This is a genomic window from Gordonia sp. NPDC003422 (genome assembly GCF_053588675.1).
Genome location: NZ_JBSFQL010000003.1, coordinates 274,884 through 298,785 on the forward strand (window position 1 = coordinate 274,884; position 23,902 = coordinate 298,785).

Sequence of the window (23,902 nt, forward strand, 5' to 3'; positions counted from 1 at the left end):
GCGCGTCAGCCCTGTGCGGCGGTCAGCTGCTCGGCGGTCGCGCTGAGCAGATCGTTCCAGGCATCCTCGAACTTGCTCACGCCCTCGGTCTCCAGAACCTCGAAGACGTCCGCGAAGTCGATGCCGACCGCGGCGATCGCGTCGAACACCTCCTGGGACTCCTGACCGAGCCCGACGATCGACGAGGTGTTGACCCAGCCGTGGTCGGCGAAGGCATCCATCGTCTTGCCCGGCATGGTGTTCACCGTGTTGGGTGCGACGAGTTCGCTGACGTAGAGGGTGTCGGGGTAGTCGGGATTCTTCACGCCGGTCGAGGCCCACAGCGCTCGCTGCGGCCGCGCGCCCTGCGCCAGCAGGTCCGGGAAGCGCGACTCCACCTCGAAGATCTCCTGATACGCCTGGTAGGCCAGGCGCGCGTTCGCGAGGGCAGCCTTGCCGCGCAGTCCGAGGGCATCGGGGGTGCCGATGGCGTCGAGGCGCTTGTCGACCTCGGTGTCCACGCGGGAGACGAAGAACGACGCCACCGAGTGGATCGACGACAGGTCGTGACCGGCCAGGGCGGCCGCATCCAGGCCGTCGAGGTAGGCGTCCATGACCCCCTTGTAGCGCTCCACGGAGAAGATCAGCGTGACGTTGACGCTGATGCCCTCGGCGAGGACCTTGGTGATCGCGGGCAGCCCGGCCTTGGTCGCCGGGATCTTGATGAGGAGGTTGGGGCGGTCGACGATCTTCCAGAGTTCGACGGCCTGTGCGACCGTGCCCTCGGTGTCGTGAGCGAGGCGGGGATCCACCTCGATCGACACTCGACCGTCCACACCGTGGGACTCCTCGAACACCGGAGCCAGGACGTCGCACGCGTTGCGGACATCGTCGGTGGTGACGGTGCGAATGGTCGCGTCCACATCGGCTCCGCGCGCGGCCAATTCGTTGACCTGCGCGTCGTAGCTGGTGCCCTTCGACAGCGCGGCCTGGAAGATCGACGGGTTGGTGGTCACGCCGACCACCGATTTGGTGGCGATGAGGTCGGCGAGGTCGCCGGAGGAGATCAGGTCACGGGACAGGTCGTCGAGCCACACGGACACTCCGGCGGCGGACAGTTCGGCGAGCTTGCTGTTCTGGGTCACGGGTTTCCCTTTCGGGTTGCGCACGCAGGATGCGTACTTGTGGTGCGCTCGGGATCGCCGAACGCGATGGCGCCTGAGGTCAGGTTTTCCTCTGGTGACACGTCGATGTGCAGTTGTCAGCTCTTGTTCTCGATCGCGCGCTGCGCGGCACCCACCACGGCCTCGGCGGTGATGCCGAACTGCTGGTAGAGCACCTTGTAGTCGGCGGAGGCACCGAAGTGCTCGAGCGAGACGATCTCGCCGCCGGTGCCCACGATCCGGTACCACGGCATGGCGATACCGGCCTCGACCGCGACGCGCGGAGTCGACGGCGGCAGTACCGAGTCGCGATAACCCTGCGGCTGCTCGTCGAACCACTCCACACACGGCATGGACACGACGCGAGCCGCGATTCCCTTCTCCGCCAACGCCTTCTGGGCGTCGACCGCGAGGTACACCTCCGACCCGGTGCCGATGAGGACCACCTGTGCGTCGTTGTCGGAGTCGCTGAGCACATAGCCGCCCTTGGCCACACCGTCCGCGGAGGTGCCCTCGAGGATCGGGATGTTCTGGCGGGTGAGGGCGAGGCCGACGGGATGGTTCCGGCGGGACAGCAGGTGCTGCCATGCATAAGCGGTCTCGTTCGCGTCGGCCGGGCGGACGACGTCGAGGTGCGGGATAGCGCGCAGCGCCGCGAGGTGTTCGACGGGCTGGTGGGTCGGACCGTCCTCGCCGAGGCCGATCGAGTCGTGCGTCCAGACGTAGATCGGATCGATCTCCATCAGCGACGCGAGACGAACCGCCGGCCGCATGTAGTCGGCGAACTGCAGGAACGTGCCGCCGTAGGCGCGCGTCGGGCCGTGCAATGCGATACCCGAGAGGATCGAGCCCATCGCGTGCTCGCGGATGCCGAAATGCAGGGTGCGACCGTACGGATCGGCGGTCCATTTCTTGGTGCTGATCGACGACGGGCCGAACGACAGGGCGCCGTCCATGGTGGTGTTGTTGCTGCCGGCGAGATCGGCCGAGCCGCCCCAGAGTTCCGGCAGGATCGGCGCCAGGGCCGTGAGGACCTTGCCGGAGGCGCTGCGTGTCGCCACGTCCTTGTCGCCGGGCGTCCAGCTGGGCAGTGCGTCGGTCCAGCCCTCGGGCAGTTCATGTGCGTGCAGGCGGTCGAAGAGCGCCTTGGCCTCGGCGTTCTTGCCTGCCCATGCGTCGAAGCCCTTGGCCCACTCGGCCTTCGCCGCGGCGCCGCGCTCGGCGAGCTTGCGGGTGTGGCCGATGACCTCGTCGGTCACCTCGAAGTCCTTGTCCGGGTCGAAGCCGAGGACCTTCTTGGTGGCCGCCACCTCGTCGGCACCGAGTGCTGCACCGTGAATCCCGCCGGTGTTCATCTTGGTCGGCGCAGGGAAGCCGATGATGGTGCGCAGGCAGATGATCGACGGCTTGTCGGTGACGCCCTTGGCCGCCTCGATCGCGGCCTCGATGGCCACGACGTCCTCGCCACCCTCGACGGTCTGCACGTGCCAGCCGTAGGCCTCGTAGCGCTTGGCGACGTCCTCCGAGAGGGCGATGTCGGTGTCGTCCTCGATCGAGATCTGATTCTGGTCGTAGAAGACGATCAGGTTGCCCAGCTGCTGTGTGCCGGCCAGCGAACTCGCCTCGGAGGTGACACCCTCCTCGATGTCGCCGTCGGAGGCGATGACGTAGATGAAGTGGTCGAACGGGCTCGTGCCGGTGGGGGCGTCGGGGTCGAAGAGACCGCGTTCGCGGCGGCTGGCCATGCTCATCCCGACCGCCGACGCCAGACCCTGTCCGAGCGGACCGGTGGTGATCTCGACACCCTTGGTGTGCCGGAACTCCGGATGGCCCGGGGTCAGCGACTCCCAGGTGCGCAACGCCTCGAGGTCGGCGAGCTCCAGACCGAAGCCACCGAGATACAGCTGGATGTAGAGCGTCAGGCTCGAATGACCGCAGGACAGGACGAAGCGGTCGCGTCCGACCCAGGTGGTGTCGACCGGATCGTGCCGCATGACCCGCTGGAACAGCGTGTAGGCCAGCGGCGCCAGGCTCATCGCGGTTCCGGGGTGTCCGCTTCCGCATTTCTGGACCGCATCGGCCGCGAGCACCCGGGCGGTGTCGACCGCGCGAGTGTCGAGATCCGACCAGTCATCGGGGTGGCGAGGGGTGGTCAGTGCGCGGATCTCGTCTGTGTCGGCCACGGTCGTGGTGTCTCCTGTGCCTGCTCGGTGCTGGACGGTGAACAGGCCGACAAGCATTTCCCGACATACGGGAAGTCGGCCTGTACTCGTCACCAGAGTAATCGGCCGCCACCGAGGGCTGCGCGGCGAGTGGGCGATGCGTCGCCCCGATGGCCCGATTGCAGGTCAGCGCGGTGGTCAGGGCTCGATTCACGGATCGAGTTGGCATACGTCTACCATGCTGTGTAGTAGCCCGCCAGGCCCGTTTTCGGGCCGTGAGCCCCTCTTGCACACAGTTCGGGGCAGGCAGACGAGGAGAGCCGTGAGGATTGGGGAGCGCGTGAGCGGAGATCACACCGCCGCATCCCGTCCCACCGGATCCCAATCCGCGTCCCGTGCGACGGTGCAGGAGTCGCCGGCCCCGACGCCGTCGTGGCCACGGCGCCTCCAGGCGACAGTGCTGGCCTACATCGCGCTGACCAAGCCCCGCGTCATCGAACTCTTGCTGGTTGCGACCATCCCGGTGATGCTCCAGGCCGATCGTGGCCATGTCGACCTCGCGGTGATCGCGTGCACGCTCTTGGGCGGATGGCTGGGTGCGGCGAGCGCCAACACCCTCAACATGGTCGTCGACGCCGACATCGACAAGAAGATGAAACGCACCGCCCGACGGCCGTTGGCGCGTCGTGCCGTGGCTCCACGCAGCGCACTGATATTCGGCATCGTGCTGTGGGCAGCGTCCTTCGCGGTCCTCTGGCTGGCGGCGAATCTGCTGAGCGCGCTGCTGGTGTCGGCGACGATCATCTTCTACGTCGGCGTCTACACGATGATCCTCAAACGCCGCACGTGGCAGAACGTCGTGTGGGGCGGCGCTGCGGGATGCATGCCGACGCTGGTCGGATGGGCAGCCGTCACCGGGTCGCTGAGCTGGCAACCGATCGTCCTCTTCGGCGTGATCTTCTTCTGGACGCCGCCACACACCTGGGCGCTGGCGATGCGCTACAAGGAGGACTACAAGGCTGCCGGCGTCCCGATGTTGCCGGTGATCGCCACCGAGGAGCGGGTCACCCGGCAGATGGTGATCTACACCTGGCTGACCGTGCTGTGCTCGTTGGTGCTCATCCCCGCGACCAGCTGGATCTACGCCGCGGTCGCGATCCTGGCCGGCGCCTGGTTCGCCAGCCGTGTCCACATCCTCTACCGCGACACCCGACGCGGCGCCGAGGTCGCACCGCTGAAGATCTTCCTGCAGTCCAACGAGTACCTCGCCATCCTCTTCTGCGGGCTCGCGATCGACGCCGTCATCGGCCTGCAGACCATCGCCGACTACTTCTGACGCGACGAGGCTTCAGCCGGGGAATCAGTACGTGGCAGCCGAGTCGAGTGCACTGTGCATCCGCCGGGCTGAGGCATACAGCATTGCGCGCAGGGTGTTGGGGCCCACCTCTCAATCGGGCAGCAGCACCGTCGACCCGGTGGTCGCACGCGCCTCGAGATCGGTGTGGGCCTGCGCGGCGTCGGCGAGGCGGTAGCGCTGGCCGACCCGGACGTCGACCGTCCCGTCGGCGACGGCACCGAGAAACTCGCCCGCCCGCCAGCGCAACTCATCGGTATCGGCAATGAAGTGGGCGAGCGTCGGGCGTGTCACCGACAATGACCCCGCCGGGTTGAGACGCTGCAGATCGAACGGCGGGACCGGCCCGCTGGCCGCACCGAACAGCACGATGATGCCGCGCACGGCGGTCACCGCGAGCGACTGCTCGAAGGTGTCCGCGCCGACGCCGTCGTAGGTCACCGGTACGCCGCGCCCGCCGGTGATCTCTCGTACCTGCGAGACGAGGTCGTCGCCGTATCGGAGCACGTGGTCGGCGCCCGCGGCCGTCGACAGTTCGGCTTTCTCGTCGCCGGACACGGTGGTGATCACCGTCAGCCCGCGATTCTTGGCCATCTGGGTGAGCACCAGACCGACGCCGCCCGCGCCGGCATGGACAAGCACGGTGTCGCCGGCGGACGGATGTGCGCTGCCATCGAGGAGGTAGTGCGCCGTGAGGCCGCGCAACAGCGACGAGCCCGCGGCCGCGTCGTCGATGCCGTCCGGCACGGGTACGAGACGGGAGGCGTCGACCGCGACGATTTCGGCGTAACTACCGGCACTGTCGCACCAGCAGACGCGCTGCCCGACCTCGATGTCGGTGACCTCAGACCCGACCGACACGACGACACCGGCTCCCTCGCTGCCCGGAATGTAGGGGGGAGTCGACGGGTACAGGCCGCGTCGGATGTAGGTGTCGATGAAGTTGACGCCGATCGCGGTGGTTCGCACCAGTGCCTCGCCCGGGCCCGGGATCGGGTCGGGGGCCGTGCCGTAAGCCATCACATCGGGTCCGCCATGGCGAGTCACCTGGATTGCACGCATGCCTTCTGTCTACACGTCGACGTCGGCGGACGGGGCCATAACAGTGTGTGACAGGAGCTACGTGCGTCGTCGGGCGAGGCTACCGCCCGGTATGCTCACCACCATGAGCGACGCCGCGACGACCCAGCCCACCGACGATCGAGCCGGCGACCAGAAGCCCACTGTGAGCGCTCCGAGTGACGTGGTTGCGTCGATCCGCAGCTTCGTCGGTCGCGAAGGCGGCGAGGCCAAAGCCGTACTGCAGCCCATCGGCAACGCGGGCGTGCGCATCACGCTCGTCGGCGAGCAGGGTGGCATCCTCGGCGATCGGGTGGTCGACGACATCGCCACCGCGAACGCCGTGGTCGACGCCATCGACGGCGTCGAGATCGCCGAGTGGGACCGTGAACTCACCTCGGCCGCGAACGTGAAGCCGTCGCACTACCGCAAGATGGCCGGCTGGGTAGCGGGCCAGAAGCGGTTCCCCAAAGCCCGTAACTCCGCGATCCTCTAGGGTCTTTTCCCGGGTCAACCCGCAAGAAAATAGGGGAGGAAACTCTTTCCCCTGGCCTCAGAGTCGTCCCCTATAAATTTCTAGGGGACGACTGTGAACCCCGGGGAAGAAACTCTTCCCCTAGATTTTTGCGAGCACGGCACCGACGCATTTGTCCAGGTCAGCGAGCCGGTCACCGACGCTTCGAATCAGTGGGCGCTGTCCGCAGTCTCTGGCGCAGTGTCGCGAGCAGCGGTCGGGGTGAATTCGAGCACCAGCCATGTTGCCCCGATGAGGAGTGCGGCGCTGCCGATCATGTGCGCGATCACGAGGGCGATGGGCAGGTCCGTCGCGTACTGCACCGCACCGATGACGCCTTGCAGGGCGAGTAGTCCGGCAAATGTGAGCGCGACGCGCTGTTGCGGCAGTTTCATCACGCGCGTGAACACCAGCAGCGCCAGGGCCAGTCCGATCAGCACGAACACCGCGTCTGCGTGCAATTGCGTCGCGTTGTCGGGAGCCAGGCCGTTGCGTGGCGCGTTGGCGTCCCCGGCGTGCGGACCGGAACCGGTGACGACGGTGCCGAGGTAGATGGTCACCCAGGTGGCGACGTAGGTGATCCAGGCGAGTTGCCGTCCCAGACGGGTCACCGCCGCCGATCTCGCCGGCTCCGGCTGCACGGGCGTCGTCAGGCGGGTGCGGTACACCAGCACCGTCGACCCGGAGACCAGCGCCATGGACAGCAGGAAGTGCAGTGCGACGACCCACGGGTTGAGGTCGGTGAGGACCGTGATGCCGCCGATGACGCCTTGGAAGGGGATTCCGAGCGCGAGAACGAGGACCAGCCACCGATCGGCACGTGTGCTGCCTGCGTGGCGCCACACGGCGGTGAAGGCAGCTATCGCGATGGCGATGAGCACCCAGGTGAGCATGCGGTTACCGAACTCGATCGCGCCGTGGTAGCCGAGAGCTTGGTGCGGCACGAACGAATTGTCGGTGCATTGTGGCCAGGTGGGGCAGCCGAGGCCCGAACCGGTGAGCCGGACCGCGCCGCCGGTCGCGACGATGCCGACGTTGGCCACCAACAGCGCGATCGCCCACCGAAACACGAATCGTGCGGTGGGTACGCCGAATCCCGGAACCCGCGACATCGCGCCGCCTCGGGGCCCGGCACCTGCCGGGTCGGTGCCGCGATCGGAGATTGCCGACCGCGATTCGTCGGAGATCGCCGAGGGTTTGGACGCAAAGGGTTTGGATGTCGTCATTCGAACCGGAACCACCTCACCGCCAGTGCGCCGGCGACCGCCGTCCACACGAGCAACACACAGATACCGAAGACATCCACCGTCGCATGCGATGCCCGTTCGAGCGCCTCGGTGAGGGCGCCCGACGGGGTGCAGCGCGCGACCCACCACACGGCGTCGGGTACGCGCGAGTCGAGTACCACGAGGCTTCCGATGCCGACCATCGCGAACCACAGAAGGTTGGCGAGTGCGAGCACCACCTCGGCCTTCAGGGTCCCGCCGAGCAGCAGTCCGAGGGCGGCAAAACATGCCGTCCCGATCGCGATGACCGCGGCACCCAGCAGCAGACCCAGCACGGCCGGGCGCCACCCGAAGGCAGCCCCGATCAACCCGAGCACGATCGACTGGAGGATCACCACCAGCAGGACCGCGACGGATTTGCCGACGATGATGCCCCAGCGTGGAATAGGTGTGGCACCAAGGCGTTTCAGCGCCCCGTAGCGCCGGTCGAATCCGACCGCGATGGCCTGGCCGGTGAACGCGGTGGACATCACGGCGACGGTCAGGATCGCTGGGACGAAGACGTCCGCACGCGCGGCCGGGCCGTCGCCGAGGCCTGTGTCGACGGGCAGCAGACACAGTCCCACCAGCAGTGTGATCGGGATGAACATGGTCAGGAGCAATTGCTCGCCGTTACGCAGCAGCAGTTTGAGTTCGAGTTGCGATTGCGCCGCGATCATCGCGGCGATGCGCGCGGGCTGCGGACGCGGGGTGAAGGTGCCCGCGGGGAAGAGTGTGCCGGAACTCATGAACGCAACGCCCGCCCGGTCAGGTCGAGGAACACGTCCTCGAGGCTGCGGGTCTCGACGCGCAGGTCGGTTGCCAGCACGTTGATCTTGGCGCACCAGGCGGTCACCGTGGCCAGCACCTGCGGCGTCACCTTCCCGACCACCAGGTAGGTGCCCGGCGCCGATTCGGAGCAGTGGTAGTCCTCGGGCAGGGCAAGCTCCAGCATCGTCAGATCCAGACCCCGTGGCGCGGTGAAGCGCAGCTCGTTCTCGGCGCCGCGGCTGGTGAGGTCGGCAGGGGTGCCGGCCGCGACGCAGCGGCCCCGGTCGATGATCACGACCTTGTCGGCGAGTTCTTCTGCCTCGTCCATCAGGTGGGTGGTCAGCAGGACCGACACGCCATCGGCTCGGAGGCGGTCGACGAGATCCCAGACGACCAGGCGCGCGTGCGCGTCGAGTCCGGCGGTCGGTTCGTCGAGGAACACCATCTCCGGACGGCCGACGATGGCGCACGCCAGTGAGAGTCGCTGTTGCTGGCCGCCGGACAGCCGGCGGAAAGAGGTGCGGCGCACGTCGGTCAGGCCCAACGCGCCCAGCAGCCAGTCGGTGTCGATCGGGTCCGCCGAATACGACGCGACAAGTCGCAGCATCTCCTCGGTGCGAGCCCCGGGGTAGGCGCCACCGCCTTGCAACATCACACCGATGCGCCTGCGGAGTTCGTCGTTGTCCGAGCGTGGGTCGAGACCCAGAACGCGGACCGATCCTTCGTCGGGGGCGGCGAATCCTTCGCAGATCTCGACCGTGGTGGTCTTGCCGGCGCCGTTGGGGCCCAGCAGGGCGAGGATCTCGCCGCGTCGGAGTTCGAGGTCGAGACCGTCGACGGCGGTGTGCTCGCCGTACCGCTTGACCAGTCCGCGGACGGTGAGTGCAGGGTCGTCGTGACCGGGAACGTGTTTGACGGCGTCACTGCCGCGGCGATCCACCTTGGGATCGTCGCTGTTCAACCGGTGAGACGTCGTGCCGTGCACAACGCTCAGCCTAGGCGCTCGATCACGCCGAACGAAAAACGGTGTACCCGGATGCGATCGCGCTCACGTCGTCGTACGCGATGGCTCGGTGGTGTCGCCCGAGGCCTGCCGTCTTCGGCGCCTGCGGGTGATCGGATCGTCCTCGAAAAAGACCGCGGTGAGCACCGCGACCATGATGACGCCGGCCAGAACGCCCTGTGCCAGTACGACTCCACTGGTGTTGGAGCTGGTCGGCATGACCACGATCGCGATGATCGCCGACGCCGCGATGGTCGACAGGCGGAACCATGGACCGGTCGCCCACGCGGCGAGCGGGATGACGGCCCACAGCAAGTACCAGGCCTGGACGAACGGAAAGAACACCACGACTGTGGCCATTGACACACCGAGGGCGCCCAGCGGATGAAGGCGGCCTCCCAGGGTCGCGAGCATCCATCGCACGATGAACACCCCGGCGATCAGCTGGCCGATCGGGCGGCCGACCTCGAGAACCGCCTGGGTGTGGTCGCCCAGGCCGAGGTTGACCCCGATTCGACCGGTGGTCACCGACAGCAGTGTGGGCATCGACATCCACGAGCGCACGATCGCGCCGGTCGACAGTGTGCCGGTCCAGCCGAAACCGAGGCCGGTGCCGAATCCGATCACGAGCATCACCACGCCGACGACCACGATGTAGAAGCCCGCCGACATGGACAGCGCATAGACCGTGTGTCTCGATCGCGACCACCACTGACTGGGCGGCGCATGCCGCAGCGCGGGCAGGGTTGCACCCCACCGGAGCGCGAGTGCGATCCCGACGAATCCCAGTGCGAGCATCGAGGTGAACTTGACCATCGTCGACGCGGCGAGGATGGCCGCACCGGCGATGAGAATCCATCCGCTTCGCGTGGGGATGAGCGTGCCGGGTTTTCGGAGCAGATCGGCACTGTAGATCGCTCGGAAACTGAACTCGAGGCCCACGAGCATCAGGCCGAGCATGAGCGCCTCGTTGTGGATGCCGCCGACCAGATGCAGGATGAGCAGCGGATTCATCGCGCCGAGCCAGATCGCCGCCACCGACGACACCCCACATCGCTTGGCCAGACGGGGCAGCGCCCAGACGATCAGGGCGATGCCCACGAGGGCGACCATGCGGTGCAGGAAGATCGCGGCGGTGATGTTGTCGCCGGTGATCGCGGTGATGCCTTCACCGAGCCACAGGAACAGGGGGCCGTAGGGGGCGGGGGTGTCACGCCAGAGGTTGGGTACCGAGCGGGTGAGCACGTGCTCGATGCCGAGCCCGTTCATCGGGCTGACCGTGTAGGGATCCATTCCCCGGTAGGCGATCGCGCTCTGGGCGAGATACGAGTAGATGTCCTTGCTCAGCAGCGGTGGCGCGACGACGATCGGCGCGATCCACAGCAGCAGGGTCCGGTCGGCCTGCCGGCGGCTCATCCGGCGTGCTGGACTTCGGCCGTTGCGGACCTCGACAGACAACCTGCCGACCGCGAACCGGCCCAGCAACAGCCAGGCGACGACGAGCGTGATGGTGCCGCCGATGGACAACGCAAGCGCCGTGCCGAACATCCGTGAAGGCAGCGACAGCACGCGCATCCCGGCCACCGGATTCTGCAGCACGGGGATCGCGCCCGTGCCGAGGGAACCGATCAGGATGAGCACGGATCCGGTGGCACCGAAGAGCTTGATTCGGCGCAGTCGGCGGGTCTCCTCGGCATTGAGCGGACCGACCTCGCGTTCGTCGTCGTGAAGTCGTGCGACGGCCTTGCCATAATTTCCGGGCCGGTCGATCGCGTCGCCTGCAGAGGATGGCGTGGTCGTCTTGCTCAGTCCGAAGTAGTCCAGCGCACGGCGCAAGACTGTGGTTTCGGGCACAGGACGACTGTAATCGGCGCTGCACAATGCCGGGTGAGCGGCCCGCGGCGGTTGGTCGGGGCACGATCACTCGGCTCGCTAAGGGCACCCTTGCTGGAACGCGGGAATCAATTACGTCACACTTGTGTTGTGAAAACCATGCGGAACGATCCTGTGCTGTCTGCCGACAGCTCCGGTGCCGTCCCGTCCGGTTCGGCCGAACCGGCCACGCATCACGATGGCGAGACCCGGGCTGCGGTGGTGACACTGCTCGTCGAGGACGGCCCGCTCACTGCGGGTGAGATCGCGGCCCGTCTCGGAATCAGCGCCGCCGGAGTTCGTCGGCACCTCGATACCCTCACGTCAACCGGTGATGTGGAGATCTCGTCGTCGGGCTTCGGTCAACGCGGCCGTGGCCGACCGGCGAAGTGGTTTCAACTCACTGCGACCGGCCGGGGTAAGCTGCGCCACGCCTACGACGACCTCGCCGGCGCCGCGATGCGCAAGCTACGCGACATCGGTGGTGGGGACGCGGTCGAGAACTTCGCCCGGGAACGGGTGGAGCGGATCGTCGCGGGTGTTCGGCCCACCGGGGAGACGGTGAGCGTCGCCGAGACGGTCGGCGACATCGCCGACGCCCTCACCAGCGCCGGATACTCGACCAACACCCGTGAGGTCGGGACCGGGTTGCAGATCTGCCAGCATCATTGCCCGGTCGCGCACGTGGCAACCGAGTTCCCCGAGTTGTGCGAGGCCGAAACCGCGGTCTTCACCGAATTGCTCGGGACCCATGTGCAGCGGCTCGCGACGATCGCCAATGGCGACTGCGTGTGCACCACCCACGTGCCGCTACACCCTGTACCGCAAGTCCCGACCCAGCAAGTCCAGACCGAGCAAGCCCCGAGCGACGCACAGCCCGCGCCGACTCCCGCCCAGAAGCTCCCGCAAGGGACAACCCGAAAGGTCTCGCGATGACAGTCACCGAGCCCACCGCAACCGACGGTGCACCGATCAAGGCCGCACCGCTGACCCAGGAGGAGACGATTGCCTCCCTGGGCAAGTACGGTTACGGCTGGTCCGATTCCGATGTCGCGGGTGCCAGCGCCCAGCGTGGCCTGTCGCCGGCAGTCGTCGCTGACATCTCGGCGAAGAAGAGCGAGCCCGAGTGGATGCTCGAGCAGCGGCTGAAGGCCCTGAAGATCTTCGATCGCAAGCCCATGCCGCACTGGGGTGGCGAACTCGACGGCATCGACTTCGACAACATCAAATACTTCGTCCGCTCCACCGAGAAGCAGGCGACGAGTTGGGAAGAGCTGCCCGAAGACATCAAGAACACCTACGACAGGCTGGGCATCCCCGAGGCGGAGAAGCAGCGCCTCGTAGCCGGTGTCGCCGCCCAGTACGAGTCCGAGGTGGTCTATCACCAGATCCGTGAGGACCTCGAGCAGCAGGGTGTCATCTTCCTCGACACCGACACCGGTCTCAAGGAGCATCCGGAGATCTTCCAGGAGTACTTCGGGTCGGTGATCCCGGCAGGCGACAACAAGTTCTCCGCGCTCAACACCGCGGTGTGGTCGGGTGGCTCGTTCATCTATGTGCCGCCGGGCGTGCATGTCGACATCCCGCTGCAGGCCTACTTCCGCATCAACACCGAGAACATGGGTCAGTTCGAGCGGACGCTCATCATCGTCGACGAGGGTGCCTACGTGCACTACGTCGAAGGCTGTACCGCACCGATCTACAAGACGGATTCGCTGCACTCGGCGGTCGTCGAGATCATCGTGAAGAAGGGCGGACGCTGCCGTTACACGACGATCCAGAACTGGTCGAACAACGTCTACAACCTGGTGACCAAGCGTGCCAAGGCAGAGGCCGGCGCCACCATGGAGTGGATCGACGGCAACATCGGGTCCAAGGTCACCATGAAGTACCCGGCGGTGTGGCTGACCGGTGAGCACGCCAAGGGCGAGGTGCTCTCGGTCGCGTTCGCCGGTGAAGGTCAGCATCAGGACACCGGATCGAAGATGGTCCACCTTGCGCCGAACACGTCGAGCAACATCGTCTCGAAGTCGGTCGCCCGTGGCGGCGGACGTGCGTCCTACCGCGGTCTGATCAAGGTCAACAGCGGTGCCCACGGCAGCCGGTCGACGGTGAAATGCGATGCGCTGCTTGTCGACACGATCTCCCGCAGCGACACCTATCCGTACGTCGACATTCGCGAGGACGACGTGACGATGGGCCATGAGGCGACCGTGTCCAAGGTGAGCGACGACCAACTCTTCTATCTGATGAGCCGTGGTCTCACCGAGGACGAGGCTATGGCCATGGTGGTGCGCGGCTTTGTCGAGCCGATCGCGAAGGAACTCCCGATGGAGTACGCACTCGAACTCAACCGGCTGATCGAGCTTCAGATGGAAGGAGCGGTCGGCTGATGGCGGACCCGACACTGGCACCTGCTGCCAATTCGATTGCCGGCAACAAGGGTGAGCAGTTCACGTCCTTCGACGTCAACGCCTTCGAGGTGCCGAGTTCGCGCGATGAGGCGTGGCGGTTCACTCCGTTCCGCAGGCTTCGCGGTCTGCACGACGGTTCCGCGACGATCTCGGCCGAGGCGACCGTCGAGGTCACCGGGGTCGCCGACGGCGTGACCGTCCAGACCGTCGGCCGCGATGACAAGCGGCTGGGTGACGGTGGTGTGCCCTTCGACCGCATTGCGGCGCAGGCATATTCGTCGTTCACCCAGGCCACGGTGATCACCGTCGGCAAAGAGGTCGAACTCGGCGAACCGGTGGTCGTCCACCTCGACGGCCCCGGTGAGGGCGAGGTCGGGTACGGACACATCCAGGTTCGCCTCGAACCGTTCGCCCGCGCGGTGGTCGTCCTCGATCAGAAGGGCAGCGGAACCTACGCGGAGAACGTGGAATTCGTGGTCGGCGACCAGGCCGCACTGACGCTGGTGAATGTGCACGACTGGGCCGACGACGCGGTGCACGTGGCCGCTCACCATGTCCGGGTCGGACGCGACGCGACCGTTCGTCACTTCGCATTCAGCCTGGGCGGCAACCTGGTTCGACTCTCCCCGGTGGTGCACTACGACGCACCGGGCGGAGACGTCGAACTGTGGGGCCTGTACTTCGCCGACGCGGGGCAGCATCTCGAGCAGCGCCTGCTCGTCGATCACAGTCAGCCGCATTGCCGGTCGAATGTCGTCTACAAGGGTGCGCTGCAGGGCGACACCTCGGGCGATCGGTCTCGCGAGGCGCACACCGTGTGGATCGGCGACGTGCTGATCCGCCCGGAAGCCGAGGGCACCGACACCTTCGAGTTGAACCGAAACCTGGTGCTCACCGACAACGCACGCGCCGACTCGGTGCCGAACCTGGAGATCGAGACCGGCGAGATCGTCGGCGCCGGACACGCCAGTGCCACCGGGCGATTCGACGACGAGCAACTCTTCTACCTGCAGGCCCGCGGCATCCCGGAGGATCAGGCGCGCCGCCTGGTCATCCGCGGCTTCTTCCGCGAGATCATCGCGAAGATCTCCGTGCCGGACATCCGCGAGCGTCTCGAAGCCGCAATCGAAGAAGAACTCGAACTCGCCGGCGCCTGACCACTCGACCATCTCGCCCACAGCCCACAACGAAAGACCGTTCATCATCATGACCACACTGGAAATCCGAGACCTGCATGTCGACGTCGCACAGACCGACGCCGACGCCGAGCCCATCCACATCCTCAAGGGTGTCGACCTCACCGTGAAGTCGGGGGAGACCCACGCGATCATGGGCCCCAACGGTTCCGGCAAGTCGACGCTGTCGTATGCCATCGCCGGTCACCCCAAGTACGAGGTGACCCAGGGGTCCATCACCCTCGACGGTGAGGATGTTCTCGAGATGAGCGTCGACGAGCGGGCGCGCGCCGGACTGTTCCTGGCCATGCAGTACCCGGTTGAGGTTCCCGGAGTCTCGATGTCGAACTTCCTGCGCACCGCCGCCACCGCCGTGCGCGGCGAGGCCCCCAAGCTGCGGCACTGGGTCAAGGAGACCAAGGAGGCGATGACGGCGCTCGAGATCGATCCGGCGTTCGCCGAACGCAGTGTCAACGAGGGCTTTTCGGGCGGCGAGAAGAAGCGTCACGAGATCCTGCAGCTCGATCTGCTCAAGCCGAAGATCGCGATTCTCGACGAGACCGATTCGGGCCTGGACGTCGACGCGTTGCGCGTGGTGTCCGAGGGCGTGAACCGCTACAAGGAGAACGAGCACGGCGGCATCCTGCTGATCACGCACTACACGCGGATCCTGCGCTACATCAAGCCCGAGTTCGTGCACGTGTTCGTCAACGGACGGGTCGTCGAGTCGGGCGGTCCCGAACTTGCCGACGAACTCGAGGAGAACGGCTACGTGCGGTTCACCTCCCCGGCCAAGGCCGGCTGAGTCCGACCGAAGGAGGTGTCATCAGTGACGCTGTCCACCCAAGCCGCGGCTCCGGCGTTCGACGTCGAGGCGTTGCGGGCCGACTTCCCGATTCTGTCGCGCACGGTGCGGGATTCGAAACCGTTGGTGTACCTGGACTCCGGGGCCACCTCGCAGCGGCCCGTGCAGGTACTCGACGCGGAGCGCGAGTTCCTGACCCAGCACAACGCCGCTGTTCACCGCGGTGCGCACCAGCTGGCCGAGGAAGCCACCGACGCCTATGAGGATGCGCGTGAGGTGATCGCGCGTTTCGTCGGTGCCGACGCCGACGAGCTGGTGTTCACCAAGAACGCCACCGAGGCGTTGAATCTGGTGTCTTACACGCTCGGTGACGATCGCAGTGCGGACATCTTCGGCGGGAGGCAACTCGGCGGAGGCGACACCGTCGTCATCACCGAACTCGAGCACCACGCGAATCTCGTTCCGTGGCAGGAACTGTGCCGCCGGACGGGTGCGACGCTGCGCTGGTACGGCGTCACCGATGACGGTCGGATCGATCTCGACTCACTCGAACTCGACGACACCGTCAAGGTGCTTGCGTTCACCCATCAGTCGAATGTGACCGGCGCCGTCGCCGATGTGGCCGAACTCGTGCGCCGGGCCCGAGCAGTCGGTGCTCTCGTCGTGCTCGACGCCTGCCAGTCGGTTCCGCACATGGGGGTCGACTTCCGAGCGCTCGACGTCGACTTCGCCGCCTTCTCCGGGCACAAGATGTTTGGTCCGTCGGGTGTGGGTGTCCTCTACGGCCGCGCGGAGTTGCTGAATGCGTTGCCGCCCTTCCTGACCGGCGGGTCGATGATCGAAACCGTCACCATGGAGGTGTCGACGTACGCGCCGCCTCCGCAGCGGTTCGAGGCCGGTGTGCCGATGACGTCGCAGACGGTCGGCCTGGGCGCGGCGGTGCGCTACCTCGAGGCGATCGGTATGAACGCGATTGCCGAGCACGAGCATGCGCTGGTCGCCTACGCATTGGAGCGCTTGTCGCAGATCGAGGGACTCCGCATCATCGGGCCGGCGACCGCCGAGAATCGTGGTGGGGCAGTCTCGTTCGTGGTCGACGGAATCCATGCCCACGATCTCGGGCAGATCCTCGACGACGAAGGGGTCGCCATCCGCGTCGGACATCACTGCGCGTGGCCGCTGCACCGCCGGTTCGGGATCGCCGCGAGTGCGCGCGCTTCGTTTGCCGCCTACAACACGCTGGCCGACGTCGACGCACTGACGGCAGCAATCGTGCGTGCCCAGGACTTCTTCGGGAGCCGGTGAGTGCATGCGGATGGAGCAGATGTACCAGGACGTGATCCTGGACCACTACAAACACCCACACGGGCGCGGACTGCGTGAACCGTTCGGTGCCGAGGTCCACCACGTCAACCCCACCTGCGGCGACGAGGTGACGTTGCGCGTCACGGTCTCCGACGACGGCGCCACGATCGCCGACATCTCCTACGACGGGCAAGGATGTTCGATCTCGCAGGCCTCCACGTCGGTGCTCTACGACCAACTGGTCGGCCAATCGGTGGAATCGGCTCTGGCGACCGTGGATTCGTTCAATGCCATGATGACCTCCCGCGGCAAGGATCCCGGTGACGAGGAGATCATCGGTGACGGGATCGCCCTGACCGGAGTGAGCAAATACCCCGCGCGCGTGAAATGTGCCCTCCTCGGATGGATGGCCTTCAAAGACGCGCTCGCACAGACCATCGACGACCGAGCGGAGTCAGCATGAGTGACGAAACCACCACCACCGAGGCACCTGAGTCTTCCGGGGCGCCCACCGCGGAGACGGGTCCGGCCGGAACCCCTTCCGCGCCGGCCACGTCTTTGCCGGCGCTGGAGGATGTCGAGGAGGCGATGCGCGACGTCGTCGACCCGGAACTGGGCATCAACGTCGTCGACCTCGGATTGGTCTACGGCATCGAGATCACCGACGACGCGGTCGCCAAGATCGACATGACCCTCACCTCGGCGGCCTGCCCGCTGACCGACGTCATCGAGGATCAATCCCGCGGCGCCCTGGTCAACAGCGGACTGTGTACCGACATGGAGATCAACTGGGTCTGGCTGCCGCCGTGGGGACCCGACAAGATCACCGACGACGGCCGAGAACAGTTGCGCGCCTTGGGTTTTACCGTCTGAGACGATCTCGCGACGCGCTTCTCAGCCGCTGCCGGATGTCTTCTTGTGGTCGCCCAGGAGCACCGGATCGTGGGCGCACACGACGTCGACAGGCAGCTCGCCTTTACCGAACGTTGCAGACAATCGGCGGCGTGTGTCCTTTGCCACTCGTCGGCTGATGGCCGAGATGCCCTCACTGGTGCGCACAACGAATGGCACGGAGCCACCGCGAATGGTCGCGTGGTGATAGAAGGCGTCGCCGCAGTGTAGGAGCCAGCGGTCACCTGTGTTGACGGCGACCCCGGCATGTCCCGGAGTGTGCCCCGGCAGCGAGACCAAGAGCACGGAATCCCCGACGCCCCTCACTGGTGCGGCGTCGAAACCATGCCAGGGCGTGGTGAATTCGGCGTACCGCTCGACGGTGGGTTCTGGTGTCGAGCGCCACGAGCCGTAGCGAATCTTCGCCGACAAGCCGGGTGCGGTCCCGGCGTACTGATACTCGCTGTCGGTGACGTGGAGGGTTGCCTCGGGGAAGTCGGCGATTCCGCCTGCATGGTCGAGATCAAGGTGTGTGACCACCACATGCCGCACATCTCGCCGGTCGAAGTCGAGTGCTTCGATCTGTGCGATCGCCGTCTCCTCGTACTTCAGGTCGGGCCGGAGCACCTTTCCCATCAGCCCGAGTCGAGTCGGCTGCTCGATGTCGCACAGCCCGAATCCGGTGTCGACGACCACGATGCCGTCGTCGGTCTCGACGGCCAGAACATGGCAGATCATGCGGGGCGAGGCCAGCGGACGCATGCTTCCGCAGTTGAGGTGGTGTACGCGTACGGTCATGTCCGGCAACGATAGCGATGCGGACGAGAGGGAGGAGCGAAACAGCTTGTCTGGTCGGCGCTCGGCAGGCAGGCTGGAATCATGTCCGAATCCGAGGGCCATTTTCGACGCATCCGCCGGTGGCGCCCGCCGGTCGGGGAGTCCCGGGTGGAGAAGATGATCCGCGAGGCCACCGAGCGCGGTGAGTTCGACAACCTGCCCGGCATGGGCAAACCCCTCGACCTCTCCGACGCCGACGATCCGGACTGGTGGGTCAAACGCAAGATCCGCGACGAGAACCTCGACTCGTCGGCACTGCTGCCCGCACCTCTTCAGTTGCGCAAAGAGGCACAAGGTTTCCCGGAGTCGCTCCGCGGCATCGCCGACGAGGACGCGGTCCGCGACATCCTCACCGACTTCAACCGGCGCGTGCGCGAAGCGCATCTCGCGACTCGCGCCGGCATGCCGTCGCTGATCACCGCTCATACCGTCGACGTCGATGAAGTGGTCGCGCAGTGGCGGACATTGCGGTCGCAGTGATCTCCCTAGGGCGTGTCTCCCAACATGTTCACGACGTCGGTCAACCTTGGCAGTAGCGTTCGATTCCAGGACCGCTCGATCCCGTTGCGCGCGTATCGCTGATAGCGGTCCGCAATGTCGAAACCGCTCATCTGCCAGAACAACCGGGTACCCCGGCCATGCGGAAGCAGTCGGTAGTCCATCATCCAGCGCTGGGGCGGATTCCCACGAAGGTCGGTCCAACTGTAGGCGAGGTGCCCGGGCTCGTCGGCCGCAACGACCTGACACGCCATCTCGGCGTCGGGTCTATCGCGTACCGCCACTTGAACGATGAACGTTGTCCCGACCACGGGCGCAAAGCCGATCACCGGCGAGAGCCATCCGGCGATCAGCTCTGGCTCCGTCAGCGCGCGCCACACAACCCGGGGTGGCCGCTCCACGAACAGCGCAAGATCGATCAGTGACGGGTCAGGCACCGAGTCGTCGAACACGCAATCACCGCCCGAGCACCGAGCGGATCATCGCCCCGCGTGTACTGCTGCCCGCCGCCGTGAACAGATTCGTCATCGTGGTCAGCACTCCCGAAAGGTTCTCGCGCTCGGACAGATAGGCGCGTTGCCGGCCGACGGGGAGGTGGGCGAAGGTGTCGAAGAATCGTCGGGTCTGGGGAGCGTCGAATGACAGAAGTGATCGCAGTCCCGCGCGTCGCAGCCGATAGACCTGCCGGGCCGAGAGCGACCAGATAGCGTCGTTCGGGTCCTTCTGTGCGGCAGCCGCTTTCGCCACCACCTCGGCTGCTTGCAGTGACGCTGCGACGCTGTAGCCGGTGGCCGGATGCATCAGCCCGCCACGTGCGCCGAACTCCATCACCTCGCTGCGCCACGGGCTGCTCTCGCCGAAGAGGCCGAAGGAGACGATCTCGTCGTCGATTTGGGTCAACGACAGATGGGCCAGGCGAGCGTCGAGCCGTCGGCGTAGCTCGCTGGGCGGCAACGCCGGGTCGCCGGCCAGGCACGTCTCCTCGAGTAGGACGCGGTTGTCGTCGAGCGGAATGGCGTAGAGGAACGACGGTGGGGCTTGAGAGTCGAGGCCCGGGAACACACCCCAGTCCATGAGGATGGCTTCGGCGCCGTCGAGCACGGGGAGTGCTTGGCTGCGTGGCACGATCCGCCCGAACGCGGTTTGTCGGGCGCCGCGACCGGTGATTCCGCGGGCATCGACGACGATGTCTGCCACGATGTGCTCACCTGAGCGCAGGGTGACCCGATCGGGGTGTACCGCGACGGTACGGTCGACGATGACGTGGGCGTCGGAGACGTCGAGGACCGACTGCAGCCCTTCGACGTCGAGGACGGTGTAACCGCGTCGAACCGCCACCCGCTCCGTGGACCGCATGTCGACCGAATTCACTTGGGCAGCAATGGAGTCCGTGGGCAGCCAGTGGGGCAGTTCGTCGGTCCAGCAGGCATAGGTCGCGCGCCATGCGCGATGCGGTGCCGGGTCCACGAGGGTCACTGCGACACCCTCGCGCAAGAGCCGATGCGCCAGGGCTCGGCCCGACGGACCGGCCCCGACGACGATCGCCTCGGTCACGCCTCGGTCCCGTCGGCCACGGTTACATATTGCCGGTCGAGAGCAGGCCGCCGTCGACCGCCAGCGTCTGGCCGGTGATCCACACGGCTTCGTCGCTGGCCAGGAACGCGGCGGCGCGGGCGATGTCCTCGGTCTCGCCGAGTCGGCCGAGGGGATAGCCCTTGATGGCGCGGGCTTCGTTCTCGCCGGCGATCAGGTCCTTGGCGAACCGGGTGCGGATGATGGCGGGTGCGATCGCGTTGACGCGGATGTTGTTGCTGCCGAGCTCCCAGGCCAACTCCGATGTCAGGCGGATCATCGCGGCCTTGGACGCGCCATAGGCGGCGATCACCCCGGTCGACCGCAGACCGGCGACGGAGGCGATGTTCACGACCGCGCCACCGCGATCGGACATGCCGGCGCGGAACGCCTCCTGGATGAAGCCCAGACCCGCAACCACGTTGGTGTCGAAGATCTTGCGGAAGGCCCCCAGATCGGCATCCATCAGCGGACCGAACAGCGGGTTGATCCCGGTGTTGTTGACCAGGATGTCGATGGCCCCGCCGAGTTCGACCGTCGCGGCGACCGCTTCGGTGCGGTGAGTTTCATCACCGGTGTTGCCGGGGCAGTCGACGACCCGGGCCTCGGGAACCGCAGCGCGGATCTCGTCGGCAGCGGCGGCAAGTGGCTCGGGTTTGCGGCCGGTGATGACCACCGATGCACCGCGTCGGGCCAGTTCGGTGGCGATGCCCAGACCGATGCCGCGACTGGCGCCGGTCACCAGCGCGGACTTGCCGGACAGGTCGGATGTGCTCGGGATTGCTGTGGGTTGCGTCACGTCGATCACCGTATCCTTCCCGTCGCGACGTCCGGGTGCGGTCCGGGTGGAAAATCCCGCTGACATGCACCGGTAGACTGGTCCGTCGTGATCACCGCGACCGACCTGGAAGTTCGAGCGGGCGCTCGGACCCTGCTGTCGGCGCCCGGCGACGCACTGCGCATCCAGCCCGGCGACCGGATCGGTTTGGTGGGGCGTAACGGAGCCGGCAAGACCACCACTCTGCGCATCCTGGCCGGCGAGACCGAGCCCTACGCCGGTGAGATCCGCCGGTCCGGCGATCTCGGCTACCTTCCGCAGGATCCGAAGGAGGGCGACCTCGACGTGCTGGCCAAGGACCGGGTGCTCTCGGCGCGCGGTCTGGACGCGATCCTGCGCGACATGGAGAAGCAGCAGGCGCAGATGGCCGAGGCCGCCGACGATCGCGCGCGTGACAAGGCAGTGGCGCGTTACGGGCGTCTGGAGGAGCGGTTCGCCGACCTCGGTGGGTATGTTGCCGAATCCGACGCGGCGCGCATCTGCCACAGCCTGGGCCTGCCCGACCGGGTGCTGGCCCAGCCGTTACGCACATTGTCTGGCGGTCAGCGTCGTCGCATCGAGTTGGCACGCATCCTGTTCGCGGCGTCCGACGACTCCGGGAAATCCGACACCACCCTGTTGCTCGACGAGCCGACCAACCACCTCGACGCCGACTCGATCGCATGGCTGCGCGGGTTCCTGCAGAACCACGAGGGCGGCCTGGTGGTGATCAGCCACGACGTCGACCTTCTCGCCGATGTGGTGAACCGGGTCTGGTTCCTCGACGCGGTGCGCGGCGAGGCCGATGTCTACAACATGGGGTGGCAGCGCTATCTCGACGCGCGTGCCACCGACGAACAGCGTCGTCGGCGCGAGCGGGCCAACGCAGAGAAGAAGGCGTCGGCCCTGCGCACGCAGGCGGCCAAACTCGGTGCCAAGGCCACCAAGGCGACGGCGGCGCAGAACATGCTCAAGCGCGCCGATCGGATGCTCGACGCCCTCGACGACGAGCGGGTGGCCGACCGTACCGCGCGCATCCGCTTCCCGGAGCCCGCGGCGTGCGGCAAGACCCCGCTGATGGCGGCCGGGCTGTCCAAGAGCTACGGCTCGCTGGAGATCTTCACCGGGGTCGACCTGGCGATCGACAAGGGCAGCCGCGTCGTGATCCTCGGCCTCAACGGTGCGGGCAAGACCACGCTCCTCAAACTTCTTGCGGGCGTGGAGAAACCGGATACCGGCAAACTGGAGCCGGGGTACGGCCTCAAGGTCGGGTATTTCGCGCAGGAGCACGACACGCTCGACGACATGGCCTCCGTGTGGGAGAACATCCGACATGCGGCGCCCGACGCGGGGGAGCAGGATCTGCGCGGACTGCTGGGTGCGTTCATGTTCTCCGGCGCTCAGCTCGATCAGCCGGCGGGCACCCTGTCCGGCGGTGAGAAGACCCGTCTGACGCTCGCCGGTCTGGTGTCGTCGGCGGCGAATGTGCTGCTGCTCGACGAGCCGACCAACAACCTCGACCCGATCTCGCGCGAACAGGTGCTCGACGCATTGCGCAGCTACACCGGGGCTGTCGTGCTCGTCACCCACGACCCCGGCGCCGCCGCGGCACTGGACCCGCAGCGCGTGATCCTGCTGCCCGACGGCACCGAGGATCACTGGTCGGACGAGTACCAGGAACTCATCGAACTCGCCTGATCAAAAGGGGTTCCCGATCGCCGGGCGATAGCCGTTGCCGGCCAGCCACTCCCGCGCACGGCCGGTCTTGCGCTCATCGCTGAAGTTGTTCCAGCGGGTGAGCATGTCCGGGTGGGAGTCGGCCTTGCGGTGCAGCACATCTCGGAAGCGCCGGAAAGCGCCGCGACCCTCGATCGCCATGCCGAGCAGTTCGGCGAGGTGTTCGTCCTCGACCTCCCACGCGATGAACTTCTCCATGTCGCGATAGCCCTGACGTGACCCCTCGCAGTCGATGGAGAGCCACCGGTCGGGGTCCTCGAGATTGTCTTCGGTCATTCCCATGTCGTCGAGGTCGGCGACGCCGGATTCGAACATGAAGTCCGGGTAGACCGTTCCGTCCGTCAGGTCGATTCGGCCCCCGCCCTGCATCGGGTCGCCTTCGAGTGACGACGAGATCATCTCGAGATCGACTTTCAGCTCCTTCAGCAGTGGCGTGGCACCTGTCCCGAGCGCAGATTCGATCTGGTCGGCCAGCTCGTCGTCGCCATACCATTCACGCTCCCGAAGGGCCGCGACACACTGCTCGGCCAACTCGGTGGCACCGTCGGTCTTCGACGCGAGCGCGACCAGCAGTCCTTCGCCTGCTGCCTGCAGGATGTCGTCCCACCGGTTGGCGCGCAGTACCGCAATGACGTCTTGGCCGATGTCGTTGCGGGTTGCCGCTCGAAGCGCGTGATCCCGGTCTGTTTCGTCGGCCATACCCCATCCT

General features: G+C 66.6%; 23 protein-coding genes. 11 read left to right on the forward strand and 12 right to left on the reverse strand.

Features of this window, described 5'->3' with window-relative positions; all coding sequences use genetic code 11:
• Positions 1-5: 5 nt before the first annotated feature.
• Together tal and tkt are read right to left on the reverse strand one after the other, a co-directional pair.
• A complete protein-coding gene (gene tal / locus ACWDTF_RS04705; protein WP_240858187.1) occupies positions 6-1,124 on the reverse strand; it encodes a transaldolase in 1,119 nt (372 codons plus the stop codon).
• 116 nt (positions 1,125-1,240) lie between these two features.
• Positions 1,241-3,325 (reverse strand): transketolase, encoded by a 2,085-nt coding sequence (gene tkt / locus ACWDTF_RS04710; RefSeq protein ID WP_240858172.1) that lies wholly within the window; start codon positions 3,323-3,325, stop codon positions 1,241-1,243.
• Between the two features lie 319 nt (positions 3,326-3,644).
• Here tkt and ACWDTF_RS04715 point away from each other — a divergent pair, with 319 nt between their 5' ends.
• Positions 3,645-4,640 (forward strand): heme o synthase, encoded by a 996-nt coding sequence (locus ACWDTF_RS04715; RefSeq protein WP_374247055.1) that lies wholly within the window; start codon positions 3,645-3,647, stop codon positions 4,638-4,640.
• 111 nt (positions 4,641-4,751) lie between these two features.
• Here the strand turns inward: ACWDTF_RS04715 and ACWDTF_RS04720 are convergent, their stop codons facing one another.
• On the reverse strand, positions 4,752-5,720 hold the full coding sequence (locus tag ACWDTF_RS04720; RefSeq protein ID WP_433259248.1) for a zinc-binding dehydrogenase: 969 nt from the start codon (positions 5,718-5,720) through the stop codon (positions 4,752-4,754).
• Positions 5,721-5,823: 103 nt separating this feature from the next.
• Here ACWDTF_RS04720 and ACWDTF_RS04725 point away from each other — a divergent pair, with 103 nt between their 5' ends.
• Positions 5,824-6,213: a hypothetical protein gene (locus ACWDTF_RS04725; protein WP_240858147.1), complete on the forward strand. Its 390-nt coding sequence runs from the start codon at positions 5,824-5,826 to the stop codon at positions 6,211-6,213.
• Positions 6,214-6,401: 188 nt separating this feature from the next.
• Here ACWDTF_RS04725 and ACWDTF_RS04730 read toward each other — a convergent pair whose 3' ends face one another.
• From ACWDTF_RS04730 to mptB, 4 genes are all read right to left on the reverse strand, one after another.
• Positions 6,402-7,457, reverse strand: coding sequence for a COX15/CtaA family protein (locus ACWDTF_RS04730; protein WP_240858145.1), 1,056 nt, complete (start codon positions 7,455-7,457; stop codon positions 6,402-6,404).
• Positions 7,454-8,245, reverse strand: coding sequence for an ABC transporter permease (locus ACWDTF_RS04735; RefSeq protein WP_240858139.1), 792 nt, complete (start codon positions 8,243-8,245; stop codon positions 7,454-7,456). The genes ACWDTF_RS04730 and ACWDTF_RS04735 overlap by 4 nt, the downstream gene beginning before the upstream one ends.
• Positions 8,242-9,207 carry an ABC transporter ATP-binding protein gene (locus tag ACWDTF_RS04740; RefSeq protein WP_355276253.1) on the reverse strand — a complete coding sequence of 322 codons (966 nt, stop codon included), beginning with the start codon at positions 9,205-9,207 and terminating at the stop codon, positions 8,242-8,244. The genes ACWDTF_RS04735 and ACWDTF_RS04740 overlap by 4 nt, the downstream gene beginning before the upstream one ends.
• Before the next feature lie 108 nt (positions 9,208-9,315).
• Positions 9,316-11,124, reverse strand: coding sequence for a polyprenol phosphomannose-dependent alpha 1,6 mannosyltransferase MptB (gene mptB / locus ACWDTF_RS04745; protein WP_240858135.1), 1,809 nt, complete (start codon positions 11,122-11,124; stop codon positions 9,316-9,318).
• Between the two features lie 138 nt (positions 11,125-11,262).
• On the opposite strand from mptB, the gene ACWDTF_RS04750 reads away from it, so the two are divergent.
• The 7 genes from ACWDTF_RS04750 to ACWDTF_RS04780 are packed head-to-tail and all read left to right on the forward strand — an operon-like array spanning position 11,263 to position 17,714.
• Positions 11,263-12,078, forward strand: a complete 816-nt coding sequence (locus ACWDTF_RS04750) for a helix-turn-helix transcriptional regulator (protein ID WP_449754009.1) — start codon at positions 11,263-11,265, stop codon at positions 12,076-12,078.
• The gene (gene sufB, locus ACWDTF_RS04755) at positions 12,075-13,535 is read left to right on the forward strand and encodes a Fe-S cluster assembly protein SufB (protein WP_240858127.1); all 1,461 of its coding nucleotides are present in this window, start codon (positions 12,075-12,077) and stop codon (positions 13,533-13,535) included. The genes ACWDTF_RS04750 and sufB overlap by 4 nt, the downstream gene beginning before the upstream one ends.
• Positions 13,535-14,713 carry a Fe-S cluster assembly protein SufD gene (sufD, locus tag ACWDTF_RS04760; protein WP_240858121.1) on the forward strand — a complete coding sequence of 393 codons (1,179 nt, stop codon included), beginning with the start codon at positions 13,535-13,537 and terminating at the stop codon, positions 14,711-14,713. The genes sufB and sufD overlap by 1 nt, the downstream gene beginning before the upstream one ends.
• A 49-nt stretch (positions 14,714-14,762) precedes the next feature.
• On the forward strand, positions 14,763-15,536 hold the full coding sequence (gene sufC / locus ACWDTF_RS04765) for a Fe-S cluster assembly ATPase SufC (RefSeq protein ID WP_240858110.1): 774 nt from the start codon (positions 14,763-14,765) through the stop codon (positions 15,534-15,536).
• 24 nt (positions 15,537-15,560) lie between these two features.
• Positions 15,561-16,841 (forward strand): cysteine desulfurase, encoded by a 1,281-nt coding sequence (locus tag ACWDTF_RS04770; protein ID WP_355276235.1) that lies wholly within the window; start codon positions 15,561-15,563, stop codon positions 16,839-16,841.
• 4 nt (positions 16,842-16,845) lie between these two features.
• A complete protein-coding gene (gene sufU / locus ACWDTF_RS04775) occupies positions 16,846-17,304 on the forward strand; it encodes a Fe-S cluster assembly sulfur transfer protein SufU (RefSeq protein WP_433259509.1) in 459 nt (152 codons plus the stop codon).
• A complete protein-coding gene (locus tag ACWDTF_RS04780) occupies positions 17,301-17,714 on the forward strand; it encodes a metal-sulfur cluster assembly factor (RefSeq protein WP_240858096.1) in 414 nt (137 codons plus the stop codon). The genes sufU and ACWDTF_RS04780 overlap by 4 nt, the downstream gene beginning before the upstream one ends.
• Before the next feature lie 21 nt (positions 17,715-17,735).
• Here the strand turns inward: ACWDTF_RS04780 and ACWDTF_RS04785 are convergent, their stop codons facing one another.
• Positions 17,736-18,530: an MBL fold metallo-hydrolase gene (locus tag ACWDTF_RS04785; protein WP_449754010.1), complete on the reverse strand. Its 795-nt coding sequence runs from the start codon at positions 18,528-18,530 to the stop codon at positions 17,736-17,738.
• A gap of 81 nt (positions 18,531-18,611) precedes the next feature.
• Here ACWDTF_RS04785 and ACWDTF_RS04790 point away from each other — a divergent pair, with 81 nt between their 5' ends.
• Positions 18,612-19,049 carry a DnaJ family domain-containing protein gene (locus ACWDTF_RS04790; RefSeq protein ID WP_240858067.1) on the forward strand — a complete coding sequence of 146 codons (438 nt, stop codon included), beginning with the start codon at positions 18,612-18,614 and terminating at the stop codon, positions 19,047-19,049.
• A 5-nt stretch (positions 19,050-19,054) separates the two neighbouring features.
• Here ACWDTF_RS04790 and ACWDTF_RS04795 read toward each other — a convergent pair whose 3' ends face one another.
• The 3 genes from ACWDTF_RS04795 to ACWDTF_RS04805 are packed head-to-tail and all read right to left on the reverse strand — an operon-like array spanning position 19,055 to position 21,438.
• The gene (locus tag ACWDTF_RS04795; RefSeq protein WP_355276239.1) at positions 19,055-19,519 is read right to left on the reverse strand and encodes an SRPBCC family protein; all 465 of its coding nucleotides are present in this window, start codon (positions 19,517-19,519) and stop codon (positions 19,055-19,057) included.
• Positions 19,520-19,523: 4 nt separating this feature from the next.
• On the reverse strand, positions 19,524-20,621 hold the full coding sequence (locus ACWDTF_RS04800; protein ID WP_449754011.1) for a lycopene cyclase family protein: 1,098 nt from the start codon (positions 20,619-20,621) through the stop codon (positions 19,524-19,526).
• A gap of 22 nt (positions 20,622-20,643) precedes the next feature.
• Positions 20,644-21,438, reverse strand: coding sequence for an SDR family oxidoreductase (locus tag ACWDTF_RS04805; RefSeq protein ID WP_240858048.1), 795 nt, complete (start codon positions 21,436-21,438; stop codon positions 20,644-20,646).
• A gap of 87 nt (positions 21,439-21,525) precedes the next feature.
• Here ACWDTF_RS04805 and ACWDTF_RS04810 point away from each other — a divergent pair, with 87 nt between their 5' ends.
• On the forward strand, positions 21,526-23,154 hold the full coding sequence (locus ACWDTF_RS04810) for an ABC-F family ATP-binding cassette domain-containing protein (RefSeq protein WP_240858046.1): 1,629 nt from the start codon (positions 21,526-21,528) through the stop codon (positions 23,152-23,154).
• On the opposite strand, the gene ACWDTF_RS04815 is transcribed toward ACWDTF_RS04810, so the two are convergent.
• On the reverse strand, positions 23,155-23,892 hold the full coding sequence (locus tag ACWDTF_RS04815; protein WP_355276242.1) for a UPF0158 family protein: 738 nt from the start codon (positions 23,890-23,892) through the stop codon (positions 23,155-23,157). It lies immediately after the preceding gene.
• Positions 23,893-23,902 lie beyond the last annotated feature (10 nt).